Below are 21,792 nucleotides of genomic sequence, written 5' to 3' on the forward strand. Positions count from 1 at the left end.
ATACTGATTGGAGATTTGAATATGGAAAACGTAAATAACAACTTGTTAAACAACGAGATGAAACCAAAGTCCAAGAGTAAATGGCTGTCAAACTTTGCATCATGGGAAGCGTTCTTGTTGTTAACTGTGGTGGTTGTCTTTGTTCTGAACTGCTTTGCATCACCGTATTTCTTGGACCCTTGGTCACTGTCTGATGCGACGTTTAACTTTACTGAAAAAGCGATCATCGCTCTGCCTTTAGCGCTAGTCATTATAGTCAGAGAGATTGATATCTCAGTGGCAGCAATCATTGCTCTATGTTCCGTCGCCATGGGTATGGTGGCTCAACAAGGTTTTGGCGTTGAGGTTGTTTGCCTAGTCGGTTTAGTCGTTGGCACTTTGTGTGGTTTGTTCAACGGACTACTTGTGACGCGAATGAACATTCCTTCGATTGTGGTCACTATCGGTACCATGAGCTTATTCCGCGGTATTGCATACATAGTGCTGGGAGACAAAGCCATTCGTGAATACCCAGAGGGTTTTGAGTTCTTTGGTCAAGGCTATGTGTTCCCTTACTTCAGTTTTGAGTTTGTGTTCTTTCTCGTGATGGCGGTTGTGTTCTATGTCTTGTTGCAAAAGAGCAATTTTGGTCGTCGAACTTATGCGATAGGTAATAACCCAACCGCCGCTTACTACTCAGGTATTAATGTGCAAGGGCATAAGTTGCTGTTGTTCGCGCTTGTCGGTCTGTTTAGTGGCATTGCCTCTATCATGCTGACTTCCCGTTTAGGCAGTACACGTCCAACCATCGCAATGGGCTGGGAACTTAACATCGTCACTATGGTGGTATTGGGTGGCGTCAGCATTATGGGTGGCTCGGGCACCATCGTTGGTGTCGTGCTTTCGATATTCTTGATGGGACTCGTGACTGCGGGTCTAGGGCTGCTAAACGTTCCAGGCATCGTTATGTCCATCATCATCGGCATCATGCTCATTAGTGTTATTGCTTGTCCTGTGATCTTGAAGCGCTTGGCAAACAAGAAGAAGGCATAAGGGAAATCTGAGCCTTCGGGCTCAGGTTCTAAAAAGTAGAGATCCTCTTTATTTAAAGGAAGTTTTCATGAAAACAATACAACCCAATGCAGCTGTATTGGATGAGATCAGCAAAGTTTCTGAAGTCGGCGAATACCTTTGGTTGCGAGAATGGGCAGAGCGCAATGGCGGCAATATCTCAGTGGATGTGACCGATATCTTTGGCGAAGCACCACAAGATCTTTCTGGTTTTGCGCATAACATTCTTAAATCCGTTGGTGAATTTGCATTTCCAAAAGAGAGTGCGGGGCATATCTTCTTCGTAAAAGGTACTGGGCAGCGTATTCGCGAACTGCGTAACCCTGAGAAAGCAGGCTGTATTTTGCGCATTGATGATGAGGCTAAGGGGTATCACATCCTTTGGGGTGGCAATGGTGATGAAACGTTCGCGCCAACCAGTGAATTTATCTCTCACGTTGAAATCATCATGGCGAAAATCAAACAGGGTTCAAAAGACCGCTGTGTGGTTCACACTCATCCGCTGGAATTAATTGCTCTGTCTCATCACTCTGACTATGGACACAATGAAGACCAATATACCCACGTGTGCTGGCAGATGATTCCAGAAGTGAGAGCGTTTGTTCCAAGAGGAATTGGTATCGTGCCTTATTGCATGCCGGGTAGCCAAACTATGGCGAACGGAACTACAGCAAAACTGCTTAAACATGATGTGGCGATTTGGGAAAAACATGGCGCGGTAGCGACAGGTAAAGATGCTCTTGAAGCGTTTGACTATGTGGATGTGGCTAACAAAGGTGCCAAGTTGTTCCTGATGTGTCTATCTAGCGGTTTTGTTCCAGAAGGCGTCAGTGCTAAAGACATGCAGGAACTGAAAGAAACGTTCGGATTGTAATAAACAACGACTATATACCCACACTATTTGGAGTTGCAGGTCGGCGGGTATAGATCCCTTATTTGTAGAGCGCGCTGTAGTTTGAATATCGTGTAGTGGTTATTTAGCCTCAGTTTTCACTGAGGCTTTTTTGGGTCGCTATCTAGCTGTACCCATTTCAATTGCCCGTTGGTCTCAAATTTGTTTGTGGCTTGGCAAATCATATACAGCTCACCCACTTGCAGTAGAGAACCTTCTGAGTAGGCTTGATCCTGATAGTAGCAAACGCGTTTGCCCACATTGCCATCGACAATCACAGGAACTGGTGCAGCAGGTGTGGTGACCGTTTTCGCTATCGATACTGGGCTGAGAAGCAGAAAAGTGAGAGCTAAATACTTAGTCATGGCTTTGGTCCTTATAGATCATATTGGCGTTGGTAACGAGGCAGCATGCTTTCATTTCCCAACAGACCACCTTGATGAATATAGATGAGTGAAGGGTGGTTTTCAGGCTGTTTACTTCCTTCTTGAGAGGTTTCTTTTTCAAACCACGTTTGTAAACAGCGCCACATCATAGGGTCGTAAAGTAAGTCGAATTCGACATGGGTTTGGTCTTGTAGCTGCTGCCAGATATCAAAATCTTCACGATAAAGATGACCAAAATAGTGTTTGTCTTCAAGTCGCAGGATATCAGGATGGCTTGTTTCCCCTAACTCAAGAAACTGTTCTGTAAGATACTCTGCATTTCCCACGCAAGGGCAGGTCATAACCTGAATGCCATGTGGGGAAAGGGTTTTGTGCAAATAGAGCGCGGTGGTGCCAGTGCCAGAAGGGAGTGCGACACACCATTGCTGCTTAGGCTGCATTCGAACCCACTCGAGAATTTCCAAACCCAATTGTTTAACGCCTGCTTGCGCAATTTTTGAGCGTCCACCTTCCGGTACGGATAAACAGCTATCGTCGGGCTGACGAATTTGCTCGACATAATCTCTCGGGTGAAGACCTGATGAACGAGTTTCAATGATGTTTGCGTTAAGTTCGAGAGCACCGCGGTAGTTACCAATCGGTCTTTGTTTTAGCCAAGAGGGAATGTGGTCTACATAGAATTCCAGTGTCCAACCGCGAATACTCGCTAATGCCGCCATCGAATAGAGGGAGTTGGCCTGAGCTGATCCATAGCCTATAAGCGTAGTTACCTGAGGGAGATCGGCTTCCAGCAACGACATGAACTTTCTTGCTTTATTACCACTGAACTGAGAATGCAGTTGGTCATCACGTTTGAGGTAAAAGTGATGACCATTGAAATGATGTTCGGTAATAGGGCTGTCGGCGAGTTTCATAACTCTTCCTACTTCAATGAGATAGCTAAAGAAGGCGCATTATAACCCTAAGTCTTCTGCTCACACGTAAGTTTATTGCCCAAAAGTAATTAAGGCTTCGCAGCCACGAGTAGGACGATTCTCAATCGAAAAATCCCAGTGATATCGGCGACATAAGTCTTCGACAATTAATAAACCCAAGCCATGCCCATCTTGATTGGCAGTTTGGTTCAGACCGGGTCCACTGTCTCTGACGGCTAACGAATCGGCAGATACTTCCAAAGTAACATCGCCTTGATGGGTTGCGGCAATGGCATTACGCAGTAAGTTACCAACCACCATGTTAAGCACTGCGGGTGCTGCTTTGAGCTGTGGCATTTGGTGGAAAATCAGTTCTATGTCGATGCTTTTGTCTTTTGCTTGTGCGCTGTTGAGGTCAATGATGGTTTCAAACTCGGTTTTGCTTACATCTCTTACAATGGCATCGTCTTCACTGCGTTCATAGCGAACAAGCCCAAGTAGCGCGTCAACCATAGTGCTCATTTGTAATGTGGCTTCGTTGATTCGTACGATTTGGCGCTGCTGAAATTCATCTTCGACATTACGTTCCAATAGTTTACTTGCGCCTTTGACTATCGTTAACGGCGTTCTTAACTCATGGCTGGCGTAACGGGCAAAGGCTTGTTCACGTTTAAGTAAGCTGTGGATTTCATGGCGGTATTGATTAAGTTGGTCAGCAAGGATTTGGAACTCACTTGCACCGCCTGTGGGAATATCAAATACGTGTGCCGCATTACCGCTGTGCTCAGTCAATTGTTGTGTCAGGTTATTGATCGGCTCAATTAAGCGCTGGGAGAGGCGCATAAGTAATCCGCCGAAAATGAGTAGCAGACCAGCAACACTGGTTATCACGATAATGCCGGAGAATATGGTTTCGTTTTGCCCAAACTCTATTTGGTTGATATCAGACAGTAAGATCACAGGTTTTCTCTCACCGTCTTTATAGTAATAACTAAAAAACACCATACGTGAATCTGGGTCGTTACCCACTTCACCGACGAAGTTGTCTCTGCCTTCAAAATACTTATGGTATTCTGCTGGAACTAGGCTGATATCGTTATAGGCGGTGGTTAGTACATCTATGGTTATCTTGCCATTTTCGCCGTTCATAAAACGCGAAATGGCTTCGTTCTTATCGATTTCGATACGTCGTTCACCCACTCTGTCTTCTGACCAGTGCAGTGCGGTGTAAAAAATGATGTAACTGGCTAGGCCCATAACTAAGGCAACGCTGGTAAAGAAAATAGCGAGTTGTCCGGTAAGGGTGCGAGTGTTGGTAAAACTGATGGTATTCATTATACCTTCTCCAAACGAAAGCCAATTTTAGGCACTGTGACCAACATAGATACTTCGAACGGTTTATCTAATTGGTTACGCAGTTGGTAAATATGGCTACGTAACACATCATTGTTTGGTTCGTTATCCTGCCAGAGCATATCGGTGATTTCGTCGCGGGTGACAACATCGGGGGCACGTTGGCAAAGCAGTTCCAAGATTGAATATGTGGTTGGATTTAACGAGAGCTTGATACCATCTCGATAAGCCTGATGAGTTTTTTGATCAATGCGAAGGCTGGCAAATTCGAGTGAGGTTTCTGTAACCGTTCTGCGGTAGCGTTTAATTAAAGCGTGTAAGCGAGCTTCGAGAATTTCGAGATCAAAAGGTTTAGTGAGGTAATCATCTGCGCCATATTTGAATCCACTCAACATATCTTCACGACTATCCAATGCGGTAAGCATCAGCACAGGTGTTGTATTACCTGCTTCTCTCAGCTTTTCACAAACAGTCAAACCATCCATACGCGGCAGCATGAGATCTAAAATGATGGCATCGAATGGTGTTTGTAGGGCTAGCTTGAGGCCGAGTTCTCCATTGTCGGCATAATCGAGTTCCATACCTTCACTTTCAAAGTAATCAAACAAGATTCCCGCAACTTCTCGATTATCTTCAACCAGTAATATTTTCTTCATGTCGACGCTCATTCAGCTGTGTGGCTTAGCATTTGTAAAGTAAGCCTAAAACTATTTGGTTCTATCTTGCATCTATTCGTCGTTTAAGAAAAGTACATCCCTTTAATGATTCAGTAGGCGTGTGTTTAAGAGGCATAAAAAAAGCCCAGAACATAAAGCGATCTGGGCGGATACAAAAATTGGAGTTAAATATGAAAAGCAGTGGTGTTCATGTTGTCAGAAAACAAAACAGTTCGACGGCCTGTAAAACTCTTAATGCGCTAACAACGGACACTAATTAAGACTAAGTGTTTTTTGTTTAGTTCCACGAGTAGCGAAATATTTTCAATTTTTTTGTTTTGCTTTATTTGATCCAACGTTGGCACAGGAGAAGGGTCAGGCAAGATCAGAAAGTGTGATGTTAATCTGTTGTTAATTTTGTGTATCAGAAGTATATTTCAAACAGGTGTTTGATTTAAGTGTTTCATGTGAGTGATGAATGGCGTCGAGAAGTAGTACCAAAGAAAAAATACTGGATGTGGCTGAAGGGCTTTTCGCTGAGCAGGGTTTTAAAGACACCTCGCTTAGAACGATTACCGGCAAGGCTGGGGTCAATTTAGCTTCAGTGAATTATCACTTTGGCGATAAGAAAACTTTGGTTCGCGCAGTGCTGAATCGTTACTTGGAGGCATTTATGCCTGAAGTACAGAAAGCTCTGATTGCACTGAATCAACGTGAATCTTACTCCATGGAAGATGTGTTTGAATCGTTGCGTGAACCTTTGAAAAACCTCAACAAGGTCAGTACACATGGTACAAGCCGCTTTATGTTGTTGATTGGACGGGGTTATACAGACGTGCAAGGACATCTGCGTTGGTTTATTACCACTCGTTACGAAGATGTATTGAAATTGTTTACTGATTCGGTAATGAAAGCGAACCCTGAACTGACACGCGAGACTCTGTTTTGGCGTCTTCACTTTACGTTAGGCACATGTGTTTTCACTATGGCTTCAAGTAAGGCGTTGGCAGAAATCGCAGAAAATGATTTTGGAAGTAAGGTTGATGCAAAAGTGGTTGTCGACCAAATCATTCCATATCTTGCTGCTGGCGTTGCAGCAAAAATATAAAGCTAAAAAATAATAATAAAGCCCCGTGAACAAAAGGATCTGAACAATGAGCTCTCTACGACAAAAATGGATAAGTGACCCTGCCTTCAAGCTGTTTAAGAAGGTATTGCCACCGCTGTCTAGTACCGAAAAAGAAGCAATGGAAGCGGGCAGTGTTTGGTGGGATGGTGAACTGTTTTCTGGTCAGCCAGATTTTCAGAAGCTTCACCATTACCCAAAACCGTCTTTTACTGCCGAAGAACAGTCATTTATGGATAACGAGCTGGAAACCCTGCTTGAAATGCTTGATGACCATAAAATCGTGAAAGAAGATCGTGACTTGCCAGAGGATGTCTGGACATTCATGCGCAAACAGCGTTTCTTCTCTCTAAACATCTCTGCTGAATATGGCGGCCGTGAGTTTTCTGCTTTAGCAAACTCAACCATCGTTTCACGCATTGCGACTCGTTCAATCAGTGCTGCTGTAACCGTAATGGTACCTAACTCATTAGGCCCAGGTGAGCTGCTGTCTCACTATGGTACTCAAAAGCAAAAAGACTACTGGTTACCACGTCTTGCGGATGGTACTGATATTCCGTGTTTTGCGCTAACCGGGCCTGAAGCGGGTTCTGATGCTGGTGGCATTCCCGATCAAGGTGTGGTTTGTTATGGCAAACACGAAGGAAAAGAAGTTCTGGGTATTCGTTTAAGCTGGAACAAACGCTACATCACACTTGCGCCGGTGGCGACAGTCGTTGGTTTAGCATTCAAACTAAACGACCCTGAAAAGCTACTTGGTGATAAAGAAGATATCGGTATTACCTGTGCCTTAATTCCTGCGAGCCACGAAGGGGTGGAAATTGGCGAACGCCATGACCCACTGGGGCTTGCGTTCATGAATGGCCCAACTCGTGGTAATGATGTGTTCATTCCTATGGATTGGTTGATTGGTGGTTCTGACTACGCAGGTAAAGGCTGGCGCATGCTAGTGGAATGCTTGTCTGCTGGCCGTGGTATATCACTTCCAGCATTAGGTACAGCCATTGGTCATCTGACTTCTCGCACGACGGGTGCCTACGCTTATGTTCGTAAGCAATTTGGTATGCCGATTGGCAAATTCGAAGGTGTGGCAGAGTCACTTGGTCGAATTGGTGGCTTAACGTATCTGTTGGAAGCAACACGAACACTGACGACCACTTCTCTAGATCTTAAAGAGAAACCGGGTATTGTTACTGCGATTGCTAAGTATCACATGACAGAAATTGCTCGCACGATTTTGAATGATTCCATGGACATTCATTCTGGACGTGCCATTCAAGATGGTCCTATGAACTACTTGGCAAGCCACTACTTAGGTATTCCTGTCGCGATTACAGTAGAAGGCGCGAACATTCTAACTCGTAACCTGATGATCTTTGGTCAAGGTGCAACGCGTTGTCATCCATATGTATTGAAAGAGATGGAAGCGGCTGCGAATCCTGATGAAAAACAGGGGGCTAAAGAGTTTGATAAGTTACTGTTCAAGCACATTGGTCATGCAACGAAAAACTCGATTGGTGCGCTTACTGCGGCATTAACAGGATCAGCGTTTGTTAAAGCTCACATGAGTGGTCCAACGAAGACGTATTACAAACAGTTAACTCGATTAAGTCGTGTACTGGCAGTAAGTGCTGATATGGCAATGCTAACGCTAGGCGGTGAACTGAAGCGTAAAGAGATGATCTCAGCGCGTTTAGGTGATGGCTTAAGTTACTTATATATGGCTTCAGCGGTATTGAAGAAGTACGAAGATGATGGACGTCAGCAGTCTGACCTCAACTATGTTCATTACGCGATGCAGCACTGTTTGTACAATGCGGCTAAGTCACTCAATGAAGTGTACCGAAATTATCCGTCTAAAGCGGTCGGTAAATTGCTAAAAGGCTTGCTGTTCCCGCTGGGCAATCACTATCAAGCACCAAGTAATGATTTGACGCTTGCGGTGGCTGAGAGCTTAATGATTCCGGGCGCTCATCGTGATCGTCTGACACACCTTTGCTACATCGGAAAGGGTGAATATGACAGCGTTGGTCTGATGGAAAAAGCATTCCTTGCGCTTTACAGCATTCAAGGACTTGAGAAGAAACTGTATCGTGGAGTTAAAGAAGGTAAAGTGGCGCGTAAAGGTCTACTGGCTGACCGCCTGATTCAGGCAAAAGAAGCGGGTGTGTTAACTGCCGAAGAGATTGATGCCATTCTCGCAGCTGAAAAACTGCGCTACAAAGCGATTCAAGTGGATCACTTCAGCCATGATTTTTCAAAAGTTTTGACCAATCAGACAGTGAAACCTAAGCTAAACAACGTAGCTTAAGGATAAGAGTAATCACTTATAAGAAGGCTTCCATTGTGAAGCCTTCTTTATGTCACCTGAAAACGTTGATGGAAAGTGCTCCAACCACTTGCTAAATCGGGCTATTTTGACAGAAATAGGGTGCGATTTGTGGTTGAAACTTTTATCCTAGCGAAGATTTTTGAAGGAAGTTGAATATGATCATCAAACCTAAAATTCGCGGATTTATCTGTACAACAACGCACCCAGTGGGTTGTGAAGCTAATGTAAAAGAACAAATCGCTTACACTAAAGCACAAGGTCCAATCAAGAATGCGCCTAAGCGTGTGCTTGTTGTCGGTTCTTCAAGTGGTTACGGCCTATCTTCTCGTATTGCTGCTGCATTTGGCGGTGGTGCTGCAACTATCGGTGTTTTCTTTGAAAAACCGGGTTCAGAGAAGAAGACAGGTACAGCGGGTTTCTACAATGCAGCTGCATTTGACAAACTTGCTCACGAAGCAGGCCTGTACGCGAAAAGCCTAAACGGCGACGCATTCTCAAACGAAGCTAAACAAAAAGCAGTAGAGCTAATTAAACAAGACCTTGGTCAAATCGACTTGGTTGTTTACTCACTAGCATCTCCTGTTCGTAAAATGCCTGAAACAGGCGAATTGGTTCGTTCTTCACTAAAACCAATCGGCGAGACTTACACTTCAACAGCGGTTGATACTAACAAAGACGTTATTATCGAAGCGAGTGTAGAGCCTGCGACTGAAGAAGAAATCCAAGACACTATCACTGTAATGGGTGGTCAGGACTGGGAACTTTGGATGCAAGCGCTTGAAGAAGGTGGTGTTTTAGCAGAAGGCTGTAAAACAGTTGCGTATAGCTACATCGGTACTGAACTAACTTGGCCAATCTACTGGGATGGTGCGTTAGGTCGTGCGAAGATGGACCTAGACCGTGCAGCGGCAGCGCTGAACGAGAAACTATCTGCAACTGGCGGAAGCGCAAACGTAGCGGTTCTTAAATCTGTTGTGACTCAAGCAAGTTCTGCAATTCCTGTAATGCCTTTATACATTGCGATGGTATTCAAGAAGATGCGTGAAGAAGGCATCCATGAAGGTTGTATGGAGCAAATCTATCGCATGTTCAGTCAACGTCTTTATAAAGAAGACGGCAGCGTTCCTGAAACAGACGAGAAAAACCGTCTGCGTTTAGATGACTGGGAACTTCGTGAAGATATCCAAAAACACTGTAGCGATCTATGGCCTCAAATTACGACTGAGAACCTAAAAGAGTTAACAGATTACGAACTTTACAAAGAAGAGTTCCTAAAACTATTTGGCTTCGGTATCGACGGCGTGGATTACGATGCAGACGTGAGTGCAGAAGTAGCATTTGACGTAATTGATATCTAATCTCTGTATGAGATAGACAAATGAGATAAAGAAAAGGCGCTTATTATAAGCGCCTTTTTTGTGTCTGATTTTTACATTAGCCGCTATCAGGGTTAATGTGGCTAAACTATTAAACCAACAAAATGATGATAGTACCTGTCAGAGTCATCAAGATATTGGCTATGGCATACGTTCCCGCATAACCCAAAGCTGGAATGGTTGATTTTGCGTACTCGTTTACGATGTCCATTGCAGGAGCACAGGTTCGCGCACCAATGATGGCACCAAACAGTAGGGCTCTGTTCATTTTCAATAGATAGGCACCGACCAGATACGCGAGTACGACAGGTACAAAACTCACTAAGAATGCAAGACCTAGAACTTGTACGCCAACTTCAGATAGATGCTGGAACATGTTGCCACCGGCACTCAAACCGATACCAGCCATAAAGAACATTAAGCCTAGGTCTTTCACCATGTTCAGCGCACCTTGCGGTACGTATCCGAATGTCGGGTGGTTTGCACGTAAGAAACCAAGTGTAATGCCTGAGAGTAACAGGCCTACAGCATTACCAAGACCAAAGGAAACCTGACCAAATGTCATGGTCACTAGACCAAACATGATACCTAGAATGAAGAAGCTACAGAACGCAAGTAAATCTGCCATCTGACTGTGGATCGAGATGAAACCGATTTTATCGGCTAAGCCTAATACTTTGCTCTTTTCACCGCTCACATGCAGGATATCGCCTTTCGCCAGCACAATATCCAGATCCATCGGCATTTCTACCTGTGCGCGAACAACTCGAGTTAAGAAACAACCATATTCAGATAAGTTCAAATCAGAAAGACGTTTTTGAGCGAACTTGTCGTTTTTAACCACGATCTCTTCTTCTGAGATACGTAAGTCTAGTAAGTTGCGGTCGAAAACTTCTTTACCTTCACGGAAACTAGAATCAAGACGAGCATGGCTGTCAGGGTAACCAACCAGTGCAATTTCATCGCCTTCTTGCAGAATCGCTTCACCATCAGGATGTGCAAGAATGCCGTTACGGCGGATACGTTCGATGTAGCAGCCTGTTTGGCCGTAAATGCCCAGCTCTCTGAGGTTACGTCCGTCGATCCACTTAATCAGTTCAGGGCCAACGCGATAAGCACGGATAATCGGAAGGTAAACCTTACGTTGACCGCTGCCACCAATACCGCGTTCTTGCGCGATTTGTTGAGCGGAATCTGAAAGGTTCTGCTTCTGTAGTCTTGGCAACAACTTAGCAAATAGGATCATGCTAATTAAGCCGATCAAATAAGCCATTGCGTAGCCGACAGACATGTTTTCGAGAATGGTTGATAGTTCCATATTACGCGGAGCTTCAGCCAGACCGGAGTTCAATGCGTCTTGAGCACCTACGAGCACAGGCGTTGATGTTAATGCGCCGGCCATCATACCTGCCGCAAGACCGAAATCGAGCTTAAGGTAGTAGCCACCAAAATAGGTAATCCAAGTAGCGGTAGTCAGAACCACAAGACTCAAGATGAGATAATCTTTTCCATCGCGGAAGAAGATACCGAAGAAGTTCGGTCCCGCTTCGATCCCCACACAATAAATAAATAACATGAAGCCGATAGTTAATGCTTCAGGGTTGATATAAAACCCTAAGTGCCCCATTAGAAGAGAGGTAATTAGCACACCGATTGAATTACCTAACTGTAAGCTACCAAACCGAATTTTGCCGATAGATAAGCCAATTGCTAATACGACAAAAATTAGCAATATCGGGTTTTGTTCAAGTAAAAGGACGACGTCGATGTTCACAAATTATCTCAATTATTACATGTGCAACAGTGGAGCTATAAAGTGTGACGATTCTAACGTAATAAGAAAAAAAAATAATTAAATTCTTGAGCAAACCTGTTTCGAATCAACAAAAAAAGCCCGCTTAAATTAGCGGGCTTTTTTGCAATCGTTTTTATAAGCGTTGTGCTTACTCGTCGAACAGACCTAGGTGCTCTTTTGCGTAAGCTTCAAAATCTGTACAACCGCCAATGTGCACTTGATCTAGGAAGATTTGTGGAACAGTTTCTACTGGTTTACCAACAGTTTTTTCAAGATCAGCTTTTGAGATACCTTCAGCATGAATATCAACATAACGGTAGTTAAAATCGTCACGTTTTGCTTTTAGCGTTTCAGCGTGCTCTTTAGCACGAACACAATAAGGGCAAGCTGGGCGACCAAAAATAACTGCGAACATATCTTTCTCCTATAATTCATTTGAGTCTACTATGCCCGATCCAACATAGAAAATAAAGTGGCATTTATCACTTGTTTTAATAGTTAAAACCTATTGAAAAGTGAGTCTATTAAATACGTTATCGAACAACAAATGGATCGAATAAAAATGCGACTTTATACGCGCAATTATTATTCATCGAAACCAATCAGATAGCTGTTGAATATTTTTCAGTGGAGAAAATTGCTCTATAAAAACATACGTGACTTTGAGCATATTCTCAGTCAAAAAACAGGGTTATTGCTTACGAATTGCCCTGAGTCAAAAAAATTCGTTATGGATAGGAGCAATCTAGTTGCCATCTATTGTAGCGGAATGGAGTTCCACTATGTTTCAATTCATGACTTCTAACCGAATTATCTTTGGGGAAGGGGCGCTCGACAACTCCCTCTCATTGATAAAACAGCTTGGTTACAGCGTCCTTTTAGTCTCTGGTAAGCAGAGTGATCGTGCTCGTCCAATTGTTGATTATCTAAATGATCAAAAACTCCGTTATCAACATGTCTCTATTTCCGGTGAACCCAATATCACTATGGTTGAAGAAACGGCCATCGTAGGTCGGAGATTCTCTCCGAATCTGGTTGTCGCAATTGGTGGTGGTAGTGTTATCGATATGGGAAAAGCGCTCGCGGCCATAATACCTAACCAAGGAAATGTGTATGACTATGTTGAAGTGTTGGGGCGATGCGTTCCGTTGAAAACTAAGCCACTCCCTATGATTGCCATCCCCACGACGGCGAGTACAGGATCAGAAGTTACGAGAAAAGCAGTGTTGAAATCTGGGCAAGACAAAGTGAAAGTGAGTTTACGTAGCCCAGAGATGATCCCTGACGTCGCAATTGTAGACCCGACGTTAACCTATGGAACAGACTCTTTAATTTCAGGGCGTGGAGCGATGGAAACTTTCACGCATCTTATGGAATCCTATGTGTGCGGTGACCCAAATCCATTGACTGACATGGTTTGTGAAGAGGGCGTTCGTAAACTGTCCCGAGCGATTCTTCCTGGGTGCTTGAATGATGATAAATCGGCACGATCGGATTTGTCATTTGCAGCTATGTTAGGAGGTATGTCGGCGACAAATGCTAAGTTAGGTGCAGCTCATGGCTTAGCTTCTGCTCTTTGTGGAAAGCTCGAAGCACCGCATAGTGTTATTACCGCTCGTCTTGCTCCCTATGTGATGCGAGAAAATGTCAATGCTGCACGCTTAGCGGGTAGGGAAGATATTATTTATCGTTACACGCACCTTGCTGAGCTGCTAACTCGTAATGGCCGAGCAACAATCGAAGACGGTATATCATGGGTAGAAGAGATGCTAGATACGCTTGCATTGCCACTGCTGAGCAGTTTTGGTGTCTGCAATACTTCTTTTGATAAGGTGGCGCAAGATGCATTGAAGTCGAATTCGATCAAAGGAAATCCAATTCCGCTTACCAAAGAACGTTTAGTGTTCATCTTAAATCAAGTATGTTCGTGCAGTGGTGTATGCCAAGAGGCGAGTGAGAGTCAAGCCAGTGCGAAAGTTGAGATTGTTTATAATTCGATGCGAGAAGAGAGAGGGCTTGAAGCCGAGTAATTACATCGAGTTTTTGGCAAACATATGTGCTTAGAGAATAATGGGAAATAAAAACGGAGCCTTATGCTCCGTTTCTTTTAGAAGTGTGATGACTTGTCGTAGCGAGAGTCTTTTAATACTTCTTTCACTCTCTTTAGGTTTTCACGGAAGCCTGAGCCTCGACGCAGAGTAAACCCTGTTGCTAACACATCAATAATAGTCATTTGAACAACACGGCTAGCCATCGGCATGTAGACATCAGTGTCTTCTGGAATTTCCAAACAGATAGATAAAGATGCCGCTTTATCTAGTGGAGAATCCTTGGCTGTAATAGCAATGACTGTCGCGCCGTTTTCACGAGCCAGATTTGCAATCTCAACTTGGCTCTTCGTTCTGCCAGTGTGAGAAATAAGTACGATGACATCGTTGTCCGTACAGTTAATGCAGCTCATGCGTTGCATTACGATATCTTCAAAACAGCTAATTGGAATGTTAAAACGAATAAACTTGTTTTGCGCATCACGAGCGACTGCAGAAGAAGCACCCAGACCAAAGAACGAAATACGTTTCGCCTGTGTCAGTAGATCAACCGCACGGTTAATTTGCATTGGCTCTAAGCTGTTTTTAGCAACATCCAGACACGCCATGGTTGACTCAAAAATCTTATGAGTATAGGCGTCTGGGCCATCGTCTTCTTCTACGTTACGGTTAACGTAAGGAGTACCGTTAGCAAGGCTCTGAGCTAAATGTAATTTAAAATCAGGAAAGCCTTTAGTGTCTAAACGACGACAAAAGCGGTTTACAGTCGGCTCACTCACATCAGCCATTTTAGCTAATGTTGCAATGCTAGAGTGAATAGCTGTTTGCGGAGAAGCCATAATAACTTCCGCAACTTTACGCTCTGACTTGCTAAAGTTTTCCAGATTTTTTTGAATTTTTTCTAATGTATTCATAGTGTTCACGCAGGCATAGAGAACAACTTGTTGGTTTCATGGATAGACCATTTTAAAAGAAGGAAATAACAAATTTCCTAATACCAACGCCATAATGTCAGTATAAACCTAAGCTGTAAGAATCCCGAAACGAAAAATCTACGGGATGATGAGAATATGACAAGCCTCAAACTAAAAATTAAAAAAACTACAGTTTTTAGCAGAGAATTCTCGATATAGGAGAATATCGGCGAGTGATTGACGAAAAAGTTACAGTAAACCGAAAGTAATTTTCAAATTTACTGTAACTTTTTAAGCTTTACGCGCTTAAGATGCTTTGCGCTGCTTGCTCAATTTGACGCATCAAGTTTGGTGCTTGAAGAACAATTTTGCGCTGTTCCTCCAACACTGAATGAAGGATGTCGTGAGTCGTTAGTGGGTTAGCTAATACGACACGGAAAACAATCGTATTAAGTTGGCCCCAACATTTTGGATTCAACTGAGTTCGCGATACGAATGACTTACCAGTTTCACGCTGCGTTTTTTGCACAAACTTAGTCAGCTCATTGAGCAGTTCATTGAGCGCAAATTTTTGCTTAGCGTCGGCTTTTTCTAGTGCTTGCTTAATGTGGGCAGGCAAGTAACGATAAGTCAAAAGGCACAACTCAGGTTCCGATACTAACTCGAAATCAGGTTGAGCTTTTATAAGGTCGGCAAAATAACGAGCTTTAGCAATGCTTTGGTCAATTAACAGCTCATAACCAGCTCGGCTAATAATGTGCATACTTGCGTACACAAGCATTGCCATCCCTGAGCGAGACCCCTCTAGGGTATGACTGCCTAAATCTTTCGAACCTTTGCGTAAGATGTACTGTGCGTGATGTTCAATAGACTTCATCGCATCAGGATCTTTGAACAACACCATGCCAGCGCCCATAGGGATGTAGAGCTGTTTATGAGCATCAATGGTTACTGAGTCTGCGAGCTCGATTCCATCAAGCAAATGACGATGATTGTTCGACATCAATGTTGCGCCACCCCAAGCAGCGTCGACGTGGAAGTGACAACCTTCATCCTGACATATTTTTGCAATTTCTCTCAGCGGATCAACGTTGCCAGTTTCTGTTGTTCCAGCAACACCGATAACTGCAAACGGCTTGATATTCTGTTCCTTTAGCTGAGCTATTTTTTCTTGCAGATCTTGAGGACAGATACGGTTGTTATCCGCTGTTTTTACAGATACCAGGCCTTCTTGCCCAATACCTAAAACGTCAGCCGCTTTTTTAAGAGAGTAGTGACCGCGCTCGGAAACAAGTACCGCTAATCCTTCATAGCCATAGTGTTTCATGGCTTTGAACAAACCTTCTTTTTCAACGCCTTTAAAACTGCCTTGAGCTTTTAACGCTTTGTTACGGGCAACCCAAAGCGCCGTGATGTTGGCAATGGTACCGCCAGAGCAAAATGCTCCTAACGAGTGTTCCGCGCTGTGCATCCAAGAGGAATAGAAGCTGTCATCACGGCTGTAGATTAAGCGGTGAAGCATGCCAAGCACTTGACGTTCGAGCGGTGTAAAAGCTTTGGATGTTTCAATCTTTACCAAGTTTTGGTTTAACGCGATCATGATCTTGGACAACGGCATTAAGAAATAAGGTAATGCTGAAGTCATATGACCAATAAAGCTTGGCGATGCTGTATGAACAGAGTGAGAAACCAAGGTGTCTAGCAGATGCTGAGTATGATCAGAGACGAATTCTGGTTGCTCAGGTATGTGAGCGTGTGAGAAGTCTTTTTCGATATCTTTGAGAGATTTTTCTTCAGCAACGATATGCTCTCGCAAAAACTTATTTAGGTTGCGTGAGAGTTCTTCTTCTATTTTGGTCAGGGTTGAGTCTGGACCTTCTGGTACTGTGAAGATTCGAAGCAGAGATTCGAAATTCGCATCAGCGGTTCTTTGTTCTGATACCATGGCGCGTCTATATAATAGTTGTAGTTTTAGGGTTGCAAGCGGGACAATCTAAACGAAAACGGGACTAATGTCCCGTCTTAATTCGGGAAGCCTATACCCGTCCTACTTGAAGTCGCAGCGGTGTTACCTACGTTCGTTCTCCTCAATCACATAGTTTATCTATGCTCATGGGGATTCACTCACTTGTCGCCTACCTGCTACTTCAAGTAGTTTGAGTATAAATTACGAAAATTACCGGCTAAAAACTGTGGTTTTAGTTACATTCTATTTTTTCTAATTTCGCAATCGCGTCGTTATATCGATTCAGAGCAGTATCTATCTGCTTTGGATGACTTAGAAGCTCTGCAAATGCTGAACGAAGTTCGTAATTTTTTTCATGTGGCTTTGCTTGGCGATCATCAAAAGTGGTTTTAGCGATTATGCCTAAATCATCGCTGCGAGATGCGAGAACCTTAATGTCATGCTGTTCTAGTTTTAACCAAGCTTCAACAGGTTGGCTTGTAGCTACTTTAGAGGCGTCGTGTTCTAAGTAGTAGTGAACTGCAGCACGATTCAGTTCAAAGTGGTGTTGGCGACCTTCTAAAAACCACTGACTCACATCGGAAAGTTCTGGGTACTTCTCAGTTGTTAGTTTTGCTAGATCTTCATACCAGCCTAAAGACGCATCGATATACGCATCATATTTTCCAGCGTAGCATTTGTTATCCGCGGCGGCCGCACTCAGAGAGGTTGCGGTAAGAAGTAGCGTGGTTAGAAGGCGTTTCATAATTGTTCCTTTAACTATTGTTATATTGCTATGACTATCCATAAATCGTATAGCCATGCATTTTTTCTTGTATTGGGCTGACAAATTTGTCTTTTATAAGCGTTCCATAATGTACATAAATTCTCTGGCAATTAGTGCGAGAGAGATACAAAAAATAACATCAAAACAGGAACGAGCAAGCTAAGTATGAATCCGCTAACTATAGCGACAGGAACACAACGAACTCCACCTGTCGTTTGGATGACCGGAAGTGTAAAGTCCATTGCGGTCGCACCCGCATAGCCGATAGAAGTACAAGGCTTTCTGCCGATAAACATCGGAATTAAAACGAGGGATATAAGTTCGCGTAAAAGTTCTATAAGAAAAGATGCGCCACCAAAGACAGGACCAAAGGCGTCGCCCATTAAGATACCAGCCAGTGAGTACCAGCCAAAACCTGAAGCCATCGCTAAGCCTTGATAAAGCGAAATATCTAAAATAAACGATGCAATTACACCACCGATTAAGCTTGTAGCCACGATAACACTTGCTATCACCATGCCGTGTTTGTTCAGCAAAATTTGACCTAAAGACAATCCACTGTTTCGAAGTTGAATGCCAATAAAGAACAGCAAGATGAACAAGATCCATTCACTGGCGGTATCTACCCAACTCAGATCGAAACCGAGTACAACACCAATAGCCAAACCACCGCCAACAACAAGTATCAGTTTCGCTGATTCCAAAGCCATTCTTGATAGGGGCAGTTTTGTATGGCTGATGTCCGTTTCTAGAGGCAGAAATTTGTCCACTAACGGCAGTATCATCAGGTTACAGCTACCGATGACTAAGAAGAATACCGCCGTGTATTTAATGATGAGCTGAAGGTTGTCACCTAGATTATCTAACGATGCAAGGCTTAAACCCATTAGGAATAAAATCACATAAACCAGTGATGCCGTTGCGCTGTTAAGTTTTGCTAGCCAATTTTTATTGTGAATAGAGAACAGATACCCCACAACAAGTGGGGCAAAGATAAACAACATCCCTGAAAGCATACATTCCTCGAAATAAGGTTTAGAACCCGCTGGCGTTTATAACCGCTCTAAGTTTTGAATTAAATTCTACGTCACTAAGATTACTCAGGTTGTAGAGAACTTCTGCACCGGTTGTATTGATTTCAACTTCATGATCATCAATGGCGTCGTCTTGTTTTCTAAACATAAGCAAGTGGTTTGATATTCGTGCTACATCAAGGTAACTGACTTCGAAAGAATGTGCCACACTTTGTTTGTTGCAACATACGTCTAAAAAGTCACTGTCGAATCCCCAATGTTTTAATACCAAATGGCTGGTGTCTGAACAGCGGGAGTGGAAAACTTGCAGAGCAATATCCTGATCAAGGTAATTGCCGTTTTCCAAATAGAGATGATACTCGTTGACCAAGCAAAACAGACCAATATCGGCAAGCAAGCCAACAAGAAGGGCTTTTTCTTGCTCTAGGTGATGATATTTTTCTGGTGCAAGCTCTTTGAAAGCCTGCGTAACCAGTACCATTGTTGCTCCAAGCTCACGAGAAACAATCGCGCTTTGTACCAAAACCTTATTGCATTCTTTGCTCAAATTGACCGAGTGTTTGAGCTGCTCGATCGCTTGCGCAGTCACAATATCTCTTACTCGCATGATTCCTAAACGAGAAACAGCAGTGGTTAAATCAGTACAAGTGATATTGCGACGGTTAAAAATAACAGAGTTCGCTATACGAATCACAACAGCGGCAAGACTTGGGTCATCAGCTAAACAGTTTGCTACATCCGAGATGGATGTCGATTCCTGAGATGTCATTTTCTGGATTTTTAATACCACATCTGGAATAGGAGGTAGCGTTATTTTTCCTGTACTGATGGAGGTTTCCACAAGTTTCGCAAACTCGCTCTCGACTCCTTTAATAAGAAGCTGTTTGTTGTCTGGAAGCCAGTAAAAGGATAAGTGATTCATAAATAATATTAGTAGGCAGATGTAACGCGATTTTAACTTTCGCGAATGTAGATACGCAACAGATTCCATCTTAAAGTGGTCAATTTCTTCTATTGCAAGGCAAAAAGCAGAATTTGGAAGGAATTTTTAAAACTGAATCTCTTAAAAATATAGCTATGCGAGTCACTTCTCATTCTTGGTAAAAATAAAGCGTTCTAGTGTGAGATATATCCTGACTTAATTCGCTTCGTTAACTATGATACTGCCATAACAAACAGGTATCTTCACATTGATGAGATACTAACAATTAAGTTATTAATTTTATTCGCTAAATTGTACTGCTATCTGGTGATCTTTCTTAATCGGGGAATTTGATTAAAGGGTCAATGACTATGGTAGAACAAACATTTTTCGATTTTGTAAATAAGTTTGGCGAAAGCCAGCAGCGTTCAATGTTTGGTGGTATAGGTTTATTCCAAGAAGATGCTATGTATGCGCTGTTAACTAACGATTGCATATATATCCGTGGCGGAGAGGAGCTTGATGACCAGTTAACCGCATTGGGATGTGAAAAATACCGTCATGTTAAGAAACAGACGGTAGCGACAGTTAACTACTATGACATCACTGACCTTTATGCGAGTAACAGTTTAGAGCTAGAAACTATTGTTGGCACTTCAATTAAAAAAGCTGTGTCTCAACGTGTTGTTCAAAAATCATCACTGAACCGTCGTTTACGTGATTTGCCGAACATGCAACTGACTCTAGAACGGATGGTTAAGAAGTCGGGTGTGGATGATGTAGAAACGTTTATTAAGTTAGGCGCTCCAGCTGTATTTAGTAAAGTTTGTCAGACGTATGGAAACGATGTAGACATCAAATTATTGTGGAAATTTGCCGGAGCGATTGAAGGTATCCACTGGAAATTGCTACAAGAACCTCGAAAGCGCCAGCTTTTGGAAAGTTGTCAGCGCTAAACGAAAAATAATAAAAAAGCCGAAGTTATTAACTTCGGCTTTTGTTTTTTAACTTCGCTTGAAACTATAGTTTGAAGCGAGTTGTAAACATGATTTGGTCGCCGTAAGAGTCGTTGAAGCGCGCTTCAGCACCAATTGAAAAAAGCTCTGTTGAGTGGAAGCGAGCATAGAAAGAAGCGATCCAGTCATCGTTGTTGTCAATTGAAACGTAGCCACCTTTGCCGCCTACTTCAAGTTGAGGACCTAACCATTGGCGAATACCTAAGTTAAGTTCCATACCTGTATCTGCACTTGAACCATCTTTTTTGTCTTCAAGACGAAGTAACATCTCACCGGTGAAATCTGCCCAGTTGTTTACTGGAGCATGGAAGCCAAAACCTGCTGCTGCCGCGTAATCGCTATCAAGTTCAGAATCAATTCGGCCAATCACGTGAGCGTTAGGGTGAATAGACTTACTGATAGCGCCACCAAATGTCATTGGGCTAGCGCCAATTCGAGCTTCTGCATAGTCGTAGCTAAAGTTGCTCATAATTGAAGGGCTGTTACGGTCAACTTCGGCAAAAGTTTGACCCGAAGCAATAAGTAGTGCTGCTGCAATGATTGTTTTACGCATAGTTACGGTAAACCTGTATTTTTATCGTTAATTCCATGGTTATAAAGGAAGATTCGCCTTACTCCTGAATCCTACTTCAACTCTTGTGACATCATAAAGCATTGATGTATCAAGAAACCATCAAAAAATGTCATAGTTTTGTCGTTTGTTGAATTAAAGCAATTTAAATGCCATTTTCTCCGGGAAATCGTTATTCACCAAAATCCATTCGCTTCTCAGCGATAGCATTGAGAAGCTTTTCGGTATCAAGTATTTTTACCCATGGCAGAAGATCTTTCACATTTTCAATCACATATTGTGTAAGTTGTTCTTTTACCACTTGGCGAAGTTGATCTCCCATCCATGGTTTTGCGATGAAAAAATCCAAGCTAGCGTGGTTAACTGCTTCTACAGTGTCGTTAAGACCTGCTTGTCCTGTTAACAAAATCTTACGAGTTTTTGCCGTATCCGATTCGTCGTTCAATTCAATGAGAAAACTAATGCCGGTTTGCTCTGGCATGATGTGGTCACATAGAATAAGAGCCAAAGAGACATCTTGTTGACGGTAATCTTCAATCACAGATTTAGCTTCACTCACTGACTGTGCAGCTTCAATAATGAAGCTATCTTCAAAACAATCTATGTCCTGAAGGACGCTATCTAGTACTTCTCGTTCATCATCGACACATAAAATCATGAATTTGCTCATGTTAT

At 43.1% G+C, this 21,792-nt stretch carries 20 protein-coding genes; 7 read left to right on the forward strand and 13 right to left on the reverse strand.

What is annotated here, in order from left to right; genetic code table 11:
- Window positions 1–21: 21 nt before the first annotated feature.
- Window positions 22–1,032 (forward strand): ABC transporter permease, encoded by a 1,011-nt coding sequence (locus tag ACOSVQ_RS02180; protein WP_416924156.1) that lies wholly within the window; start codon window positions 22–24, stop codon window positions 1,030–1,032.
- A gap of 67 nt (window positions 1,033–1,099) precedes the next feature.
- Window positions 1,100–1,924 (forward strand): rhamnulose-1-phosphate aldolase, encoded by an 825-nt coding sequence (rhaD, locus tag ACOSVQ_RS02185; protein ID WP_491980950.1) that lies wholly within the window; start codon window positions 1,100–1,102, stop codon window positions 1,922–1,924.
- A gap of 116 nt (window positions 1,925–2,040) precedes the next feature.
- On the opposite strand, the gene ACOSVQ_RS02190 is transcribed toward rhaD, so the two are convergent.
- The 4 genes from ACOSVQ_RS02190 to ACOSVQ_RS02205 all read right to left on the reverse strand — a co-directional run bounded on the left by ACOSVQ_RS02190 (window position 2,041) and on the right by ACOSVQ_RS02205 (window position 5,251).
- Window positions 2,041–2,307: a DUF1496 domain-containing protein gene (locus ACOSVQ_RS02190; protein WP_491980951.1), complete on the reverse strand. Its 267-nt coding sequence runs from the start codon at window positions 2,305–2,307 to the stop codon at window positions 2,041–2,043.
- Between the two features lie 11 nt (window positions 2,308–2,318).
- Window positions 2,319–3,242, reverse strand: coding sequence for a 1-aminocyclopropane-1-carboxylate deaminase/D-cysteine desulfhydrase (locus tag ACOSVQ_RS02195; RefSeq protein WP_491980952.1), 924 nt, complete (start codon window positions 3,240–3,242; stop codon window positions 2,319–2,321).
- 72 nt (window positions 3,243–3,314) lie between these two features.
- Complete coding sequence (locus ACOSVQ_RS02200) at window positions 3,315–4,577, reverse strand: sensor histidine kinase (protein WP_491980953.1); 1,263 nt, start codon at window positions 4,575–4,577, stop codon at window positions 3,315–3,317.
- Window positions 4,577–5,251: a response regulator transcription factor gene (locus ACOSVQ_RS02205; protein WP_491980954.1), complete on the reverse strand. Its 675-nt coding sequence runs from the start codon at window positions 5,249–5,251 to the stop codon at window positions 4,577–4,579. The genes ACOSVQ_RS02200 and ACOSVQ_RS02205 overlap by 1 nt, the downstream gene beginning before the upstream one ends.
- A 478-nt stretch (window positions 5,252–5,729) precedes the next feature.
- Here ACOSVQ_RS02205 and psrA point away from each other — a divergent pair, with 478 nt between their 5' ends.
- The 3 genes from psrA to fabV all read left to right on the forward strand — a co-directional run bounded on the left by psrA (window position 5,730) and on the right by fabV (window position 10,067).
- The gene (psrA, locus tag ACOSVQ_RS02210; protein WP_491980955.1) at window positions 5,730–6,359 is read left to right on the forward strand and encodes a TetR family transcriptional repressor PsrA; all 630 of its coding nucleotides are present in this window, start codon (window positions 5,730–5,732) and stop codon (window positions 6,357–6,359) included.
- 46 nt (window positions 6,360–6,405) lie between these two features.
- Window positions 6,406–8,688 carry an acyl-CoA dehydrogenase gene (locus ACOSVQ_RS02215; protein ID WP_491980956.1) on the forward strand — a complete coding sequence of 761 codons (2,283 nt, stop codon included), beginning with the start codon at window positions 6,406–6,408 and terminating at the stop codon, window positions 8,686–8,688.
- 176 nt (window positions 8,689–8,864) lie between these two features.
- Window positions 8,865–10,067 carry an enoyl-ACP reductase FabV gene (fabV, locus tag ACOSVQ_RS02220; RefSeq protein WP_491980957.1) on the forward strand — a complete coding sequence of 401 codons (1,203 nt, stop codon included), beginning with the start codon at window positions 8,865–8,867 and terminating at the stop codon, window positions 10,065–10,067.
- 109 nt (window positions 10,068–10,176) lie between these two features.
- Here fabV and ACOSVQ_RS02225 read toward each other — a convergent pair whose 3' ends face one another.
- Both ACOSVQ_RS02225 and ACOSVQ_RS02230 read right to left on the reverse strand, forming a co-directional pair.
- The gene (locus ACOSVQ_RS02225; RefSeq protein WP_491980958.1) at window positions 10,177–11,859 is read right to left on the reverse strand and encodes an aspartate:alanine antiporter; all 1,683 of its coding nucleotides are present in this window, start codon (window positions 11,857–11,859) and stop codon (window positions 10,177–10,179) included.
- A gap of 169 nt (window positions 11,860–12,028) precedes the next feature.
- The gene (locus ACOSVQ_RS02230; RefSeq protein ID WP_165310968.1) at window positions 12,029–12,295 is read right to left on the reverse strand and encodes a GrxA family glutaredoxin; all 267 of its coding nucleotides are present in this window, start codon (window positions 12,293–12,295) and stop codon (window positions 12,029–12,031) included.
- A gap of 367 nt (window positions 12,296–12,662) precedes the next feature.
- On the opposite strand from ACOSVQ_RS02230, the gene ACOSVQ_RS02235 reads away from it, so the two are divergent.
- The gene (locus tag ACOSVQ_RS02235) at window positions 12,663–13,910 is read left to right on the forward strand and encodes an iron-containing alcohol dehydrogenase (protein WP_491980959.1); all 1,248 of its coding nucleotides are present in this window, start codon (window positions 12,663–12,665) and stop codon (window positions 13,908–13,910) included.
- Window positions 13,911–13,987: 77 nt separating this feature from the next.
- On the opposite strand, the gene ACOSVQ_RS02240 is transcribed toward ACOSVQ_RS02235, so the two are convergent.
- The 5 genes from ACOSVQ_RS02240 to ACOSVQ_RS02260 all read right to left on the reverse strand — a co-directional run bounded on the left by ACOSVQ_RS02240 (window position 13,988) and on the right by ACOSVQ_RS02260 (window position 19,530).
- On the reverse strand, window positions 13,988–14,842 hold the full coding sequence (locus ACOSVQ_RS02240; RefSeq protein ID WP_165310972.1) for a MurR/RpiR family transcriptional regulator: 855 nt from the start codon (window positions 14,840–14,842) through the stop codon (window positions 13,988–13,990).
- A 298-nt stretch (window positions 14,843–15,140) separates the two neighbouring features.
- Window positions 15,141–16,787 carry a pyridoxal-dependent aspartate 1-decarboxylase PanP gene (panP, locus tag ACOSVQ_RS02245; protein WP_491980960.1) on the reverse strand — a complete coding sequence of 549 codons (1,647 nt, stop codon included), beginning with the start codon at window positions 16,785–16,787 and terminating at the stop codon, window positions 15,141–15,143.
- Between the two features lie 253 nt (window positions 16,788–17,040).
- A complete protein-coding gene (locus ACOSVQ_RS02250) occupies window positions 17,041–17,553 on the reverse strand; it encodes a hypothetical protein (protein WP_491980961.1) in 513 nt (170 codons plus the stop codon).
- 131 nt (window positions 17,554–17,684) lie between these two features.
- Entirely contained in the window at window positions 17,685–18,590 is a 906-nt protein-coding gene (locus ACOSVQ_RS02255; protein ID WP_491980962.1) for a LysO family transporter, read from the reverse strand.
- A gap of 19 nt (window positions 18,591–18,609) precedes the next feature.
- Complete coding sequence (locus ACOSVQ_RS02260; RefSeq protein WP_491980963.1) at window positions 18,610–19,530, reverse strand: HDOD domain-containing protein; 921 nt, start codon at window positions 19,528–19,530, stop codon at window positions 18,610–18,612.
- A 365-nt stretch (window positions 19,531–19,895) separates the two neighbouring features.
- Here ACOSVQ_RS02260 and ACOSVQ_RS02265 point away from each other — a divergent pair, with 365 nt between their 5' ends.
- Window positions 19,896–20,486: a TfoX/Sxy family DNA transformation protein gene (locus ACOSVQ_RS02265; protein ID WP_491980964.1), complete on the forward strand. Its 591-nt coding sequence runs from the start codon at window positions 19,896–19,898 to the stop codon at window positions 20,484–20,486.
- A 64-nt stretch (window positions 20,487–20,550) separates the two neighbouring features.
- On the opposite strand, the gene ACOSVQ_RS02270 is transcribed toward ACOSVQ_RS02265, so the two are convergent.
- A complete protein-coding gene (locus ACOSVQ_RS02270; protein WP_491980965.1) occupies window positions 20,551–21,099 on the reverse strand; it encodes a hypothetical protein in 549 nt (182 codons plus the stop codon).
- 190 nt (window positions 21,100–21,289) lie between these two features.
- Window positions 21,290–21,787 carry a response regulator gene (locus ACOSVQ_RS02275; RefSeq protein ID WP_491980966.1) on the reverse strand — a complete coding sequence of 166 codons (498 nt, stop codon included), beginning with the start codon at window positions 21,785–21,787 and terminating at the stop codon, window positions 21,290–21,292.
- Between the last annotated feature and the right edge of the window lie 5 nt (window positions 21,788–21,792).

The sequence above is a fragment of the Vibrio sp. HM8-C genome, from assembly GCF_058630515.1.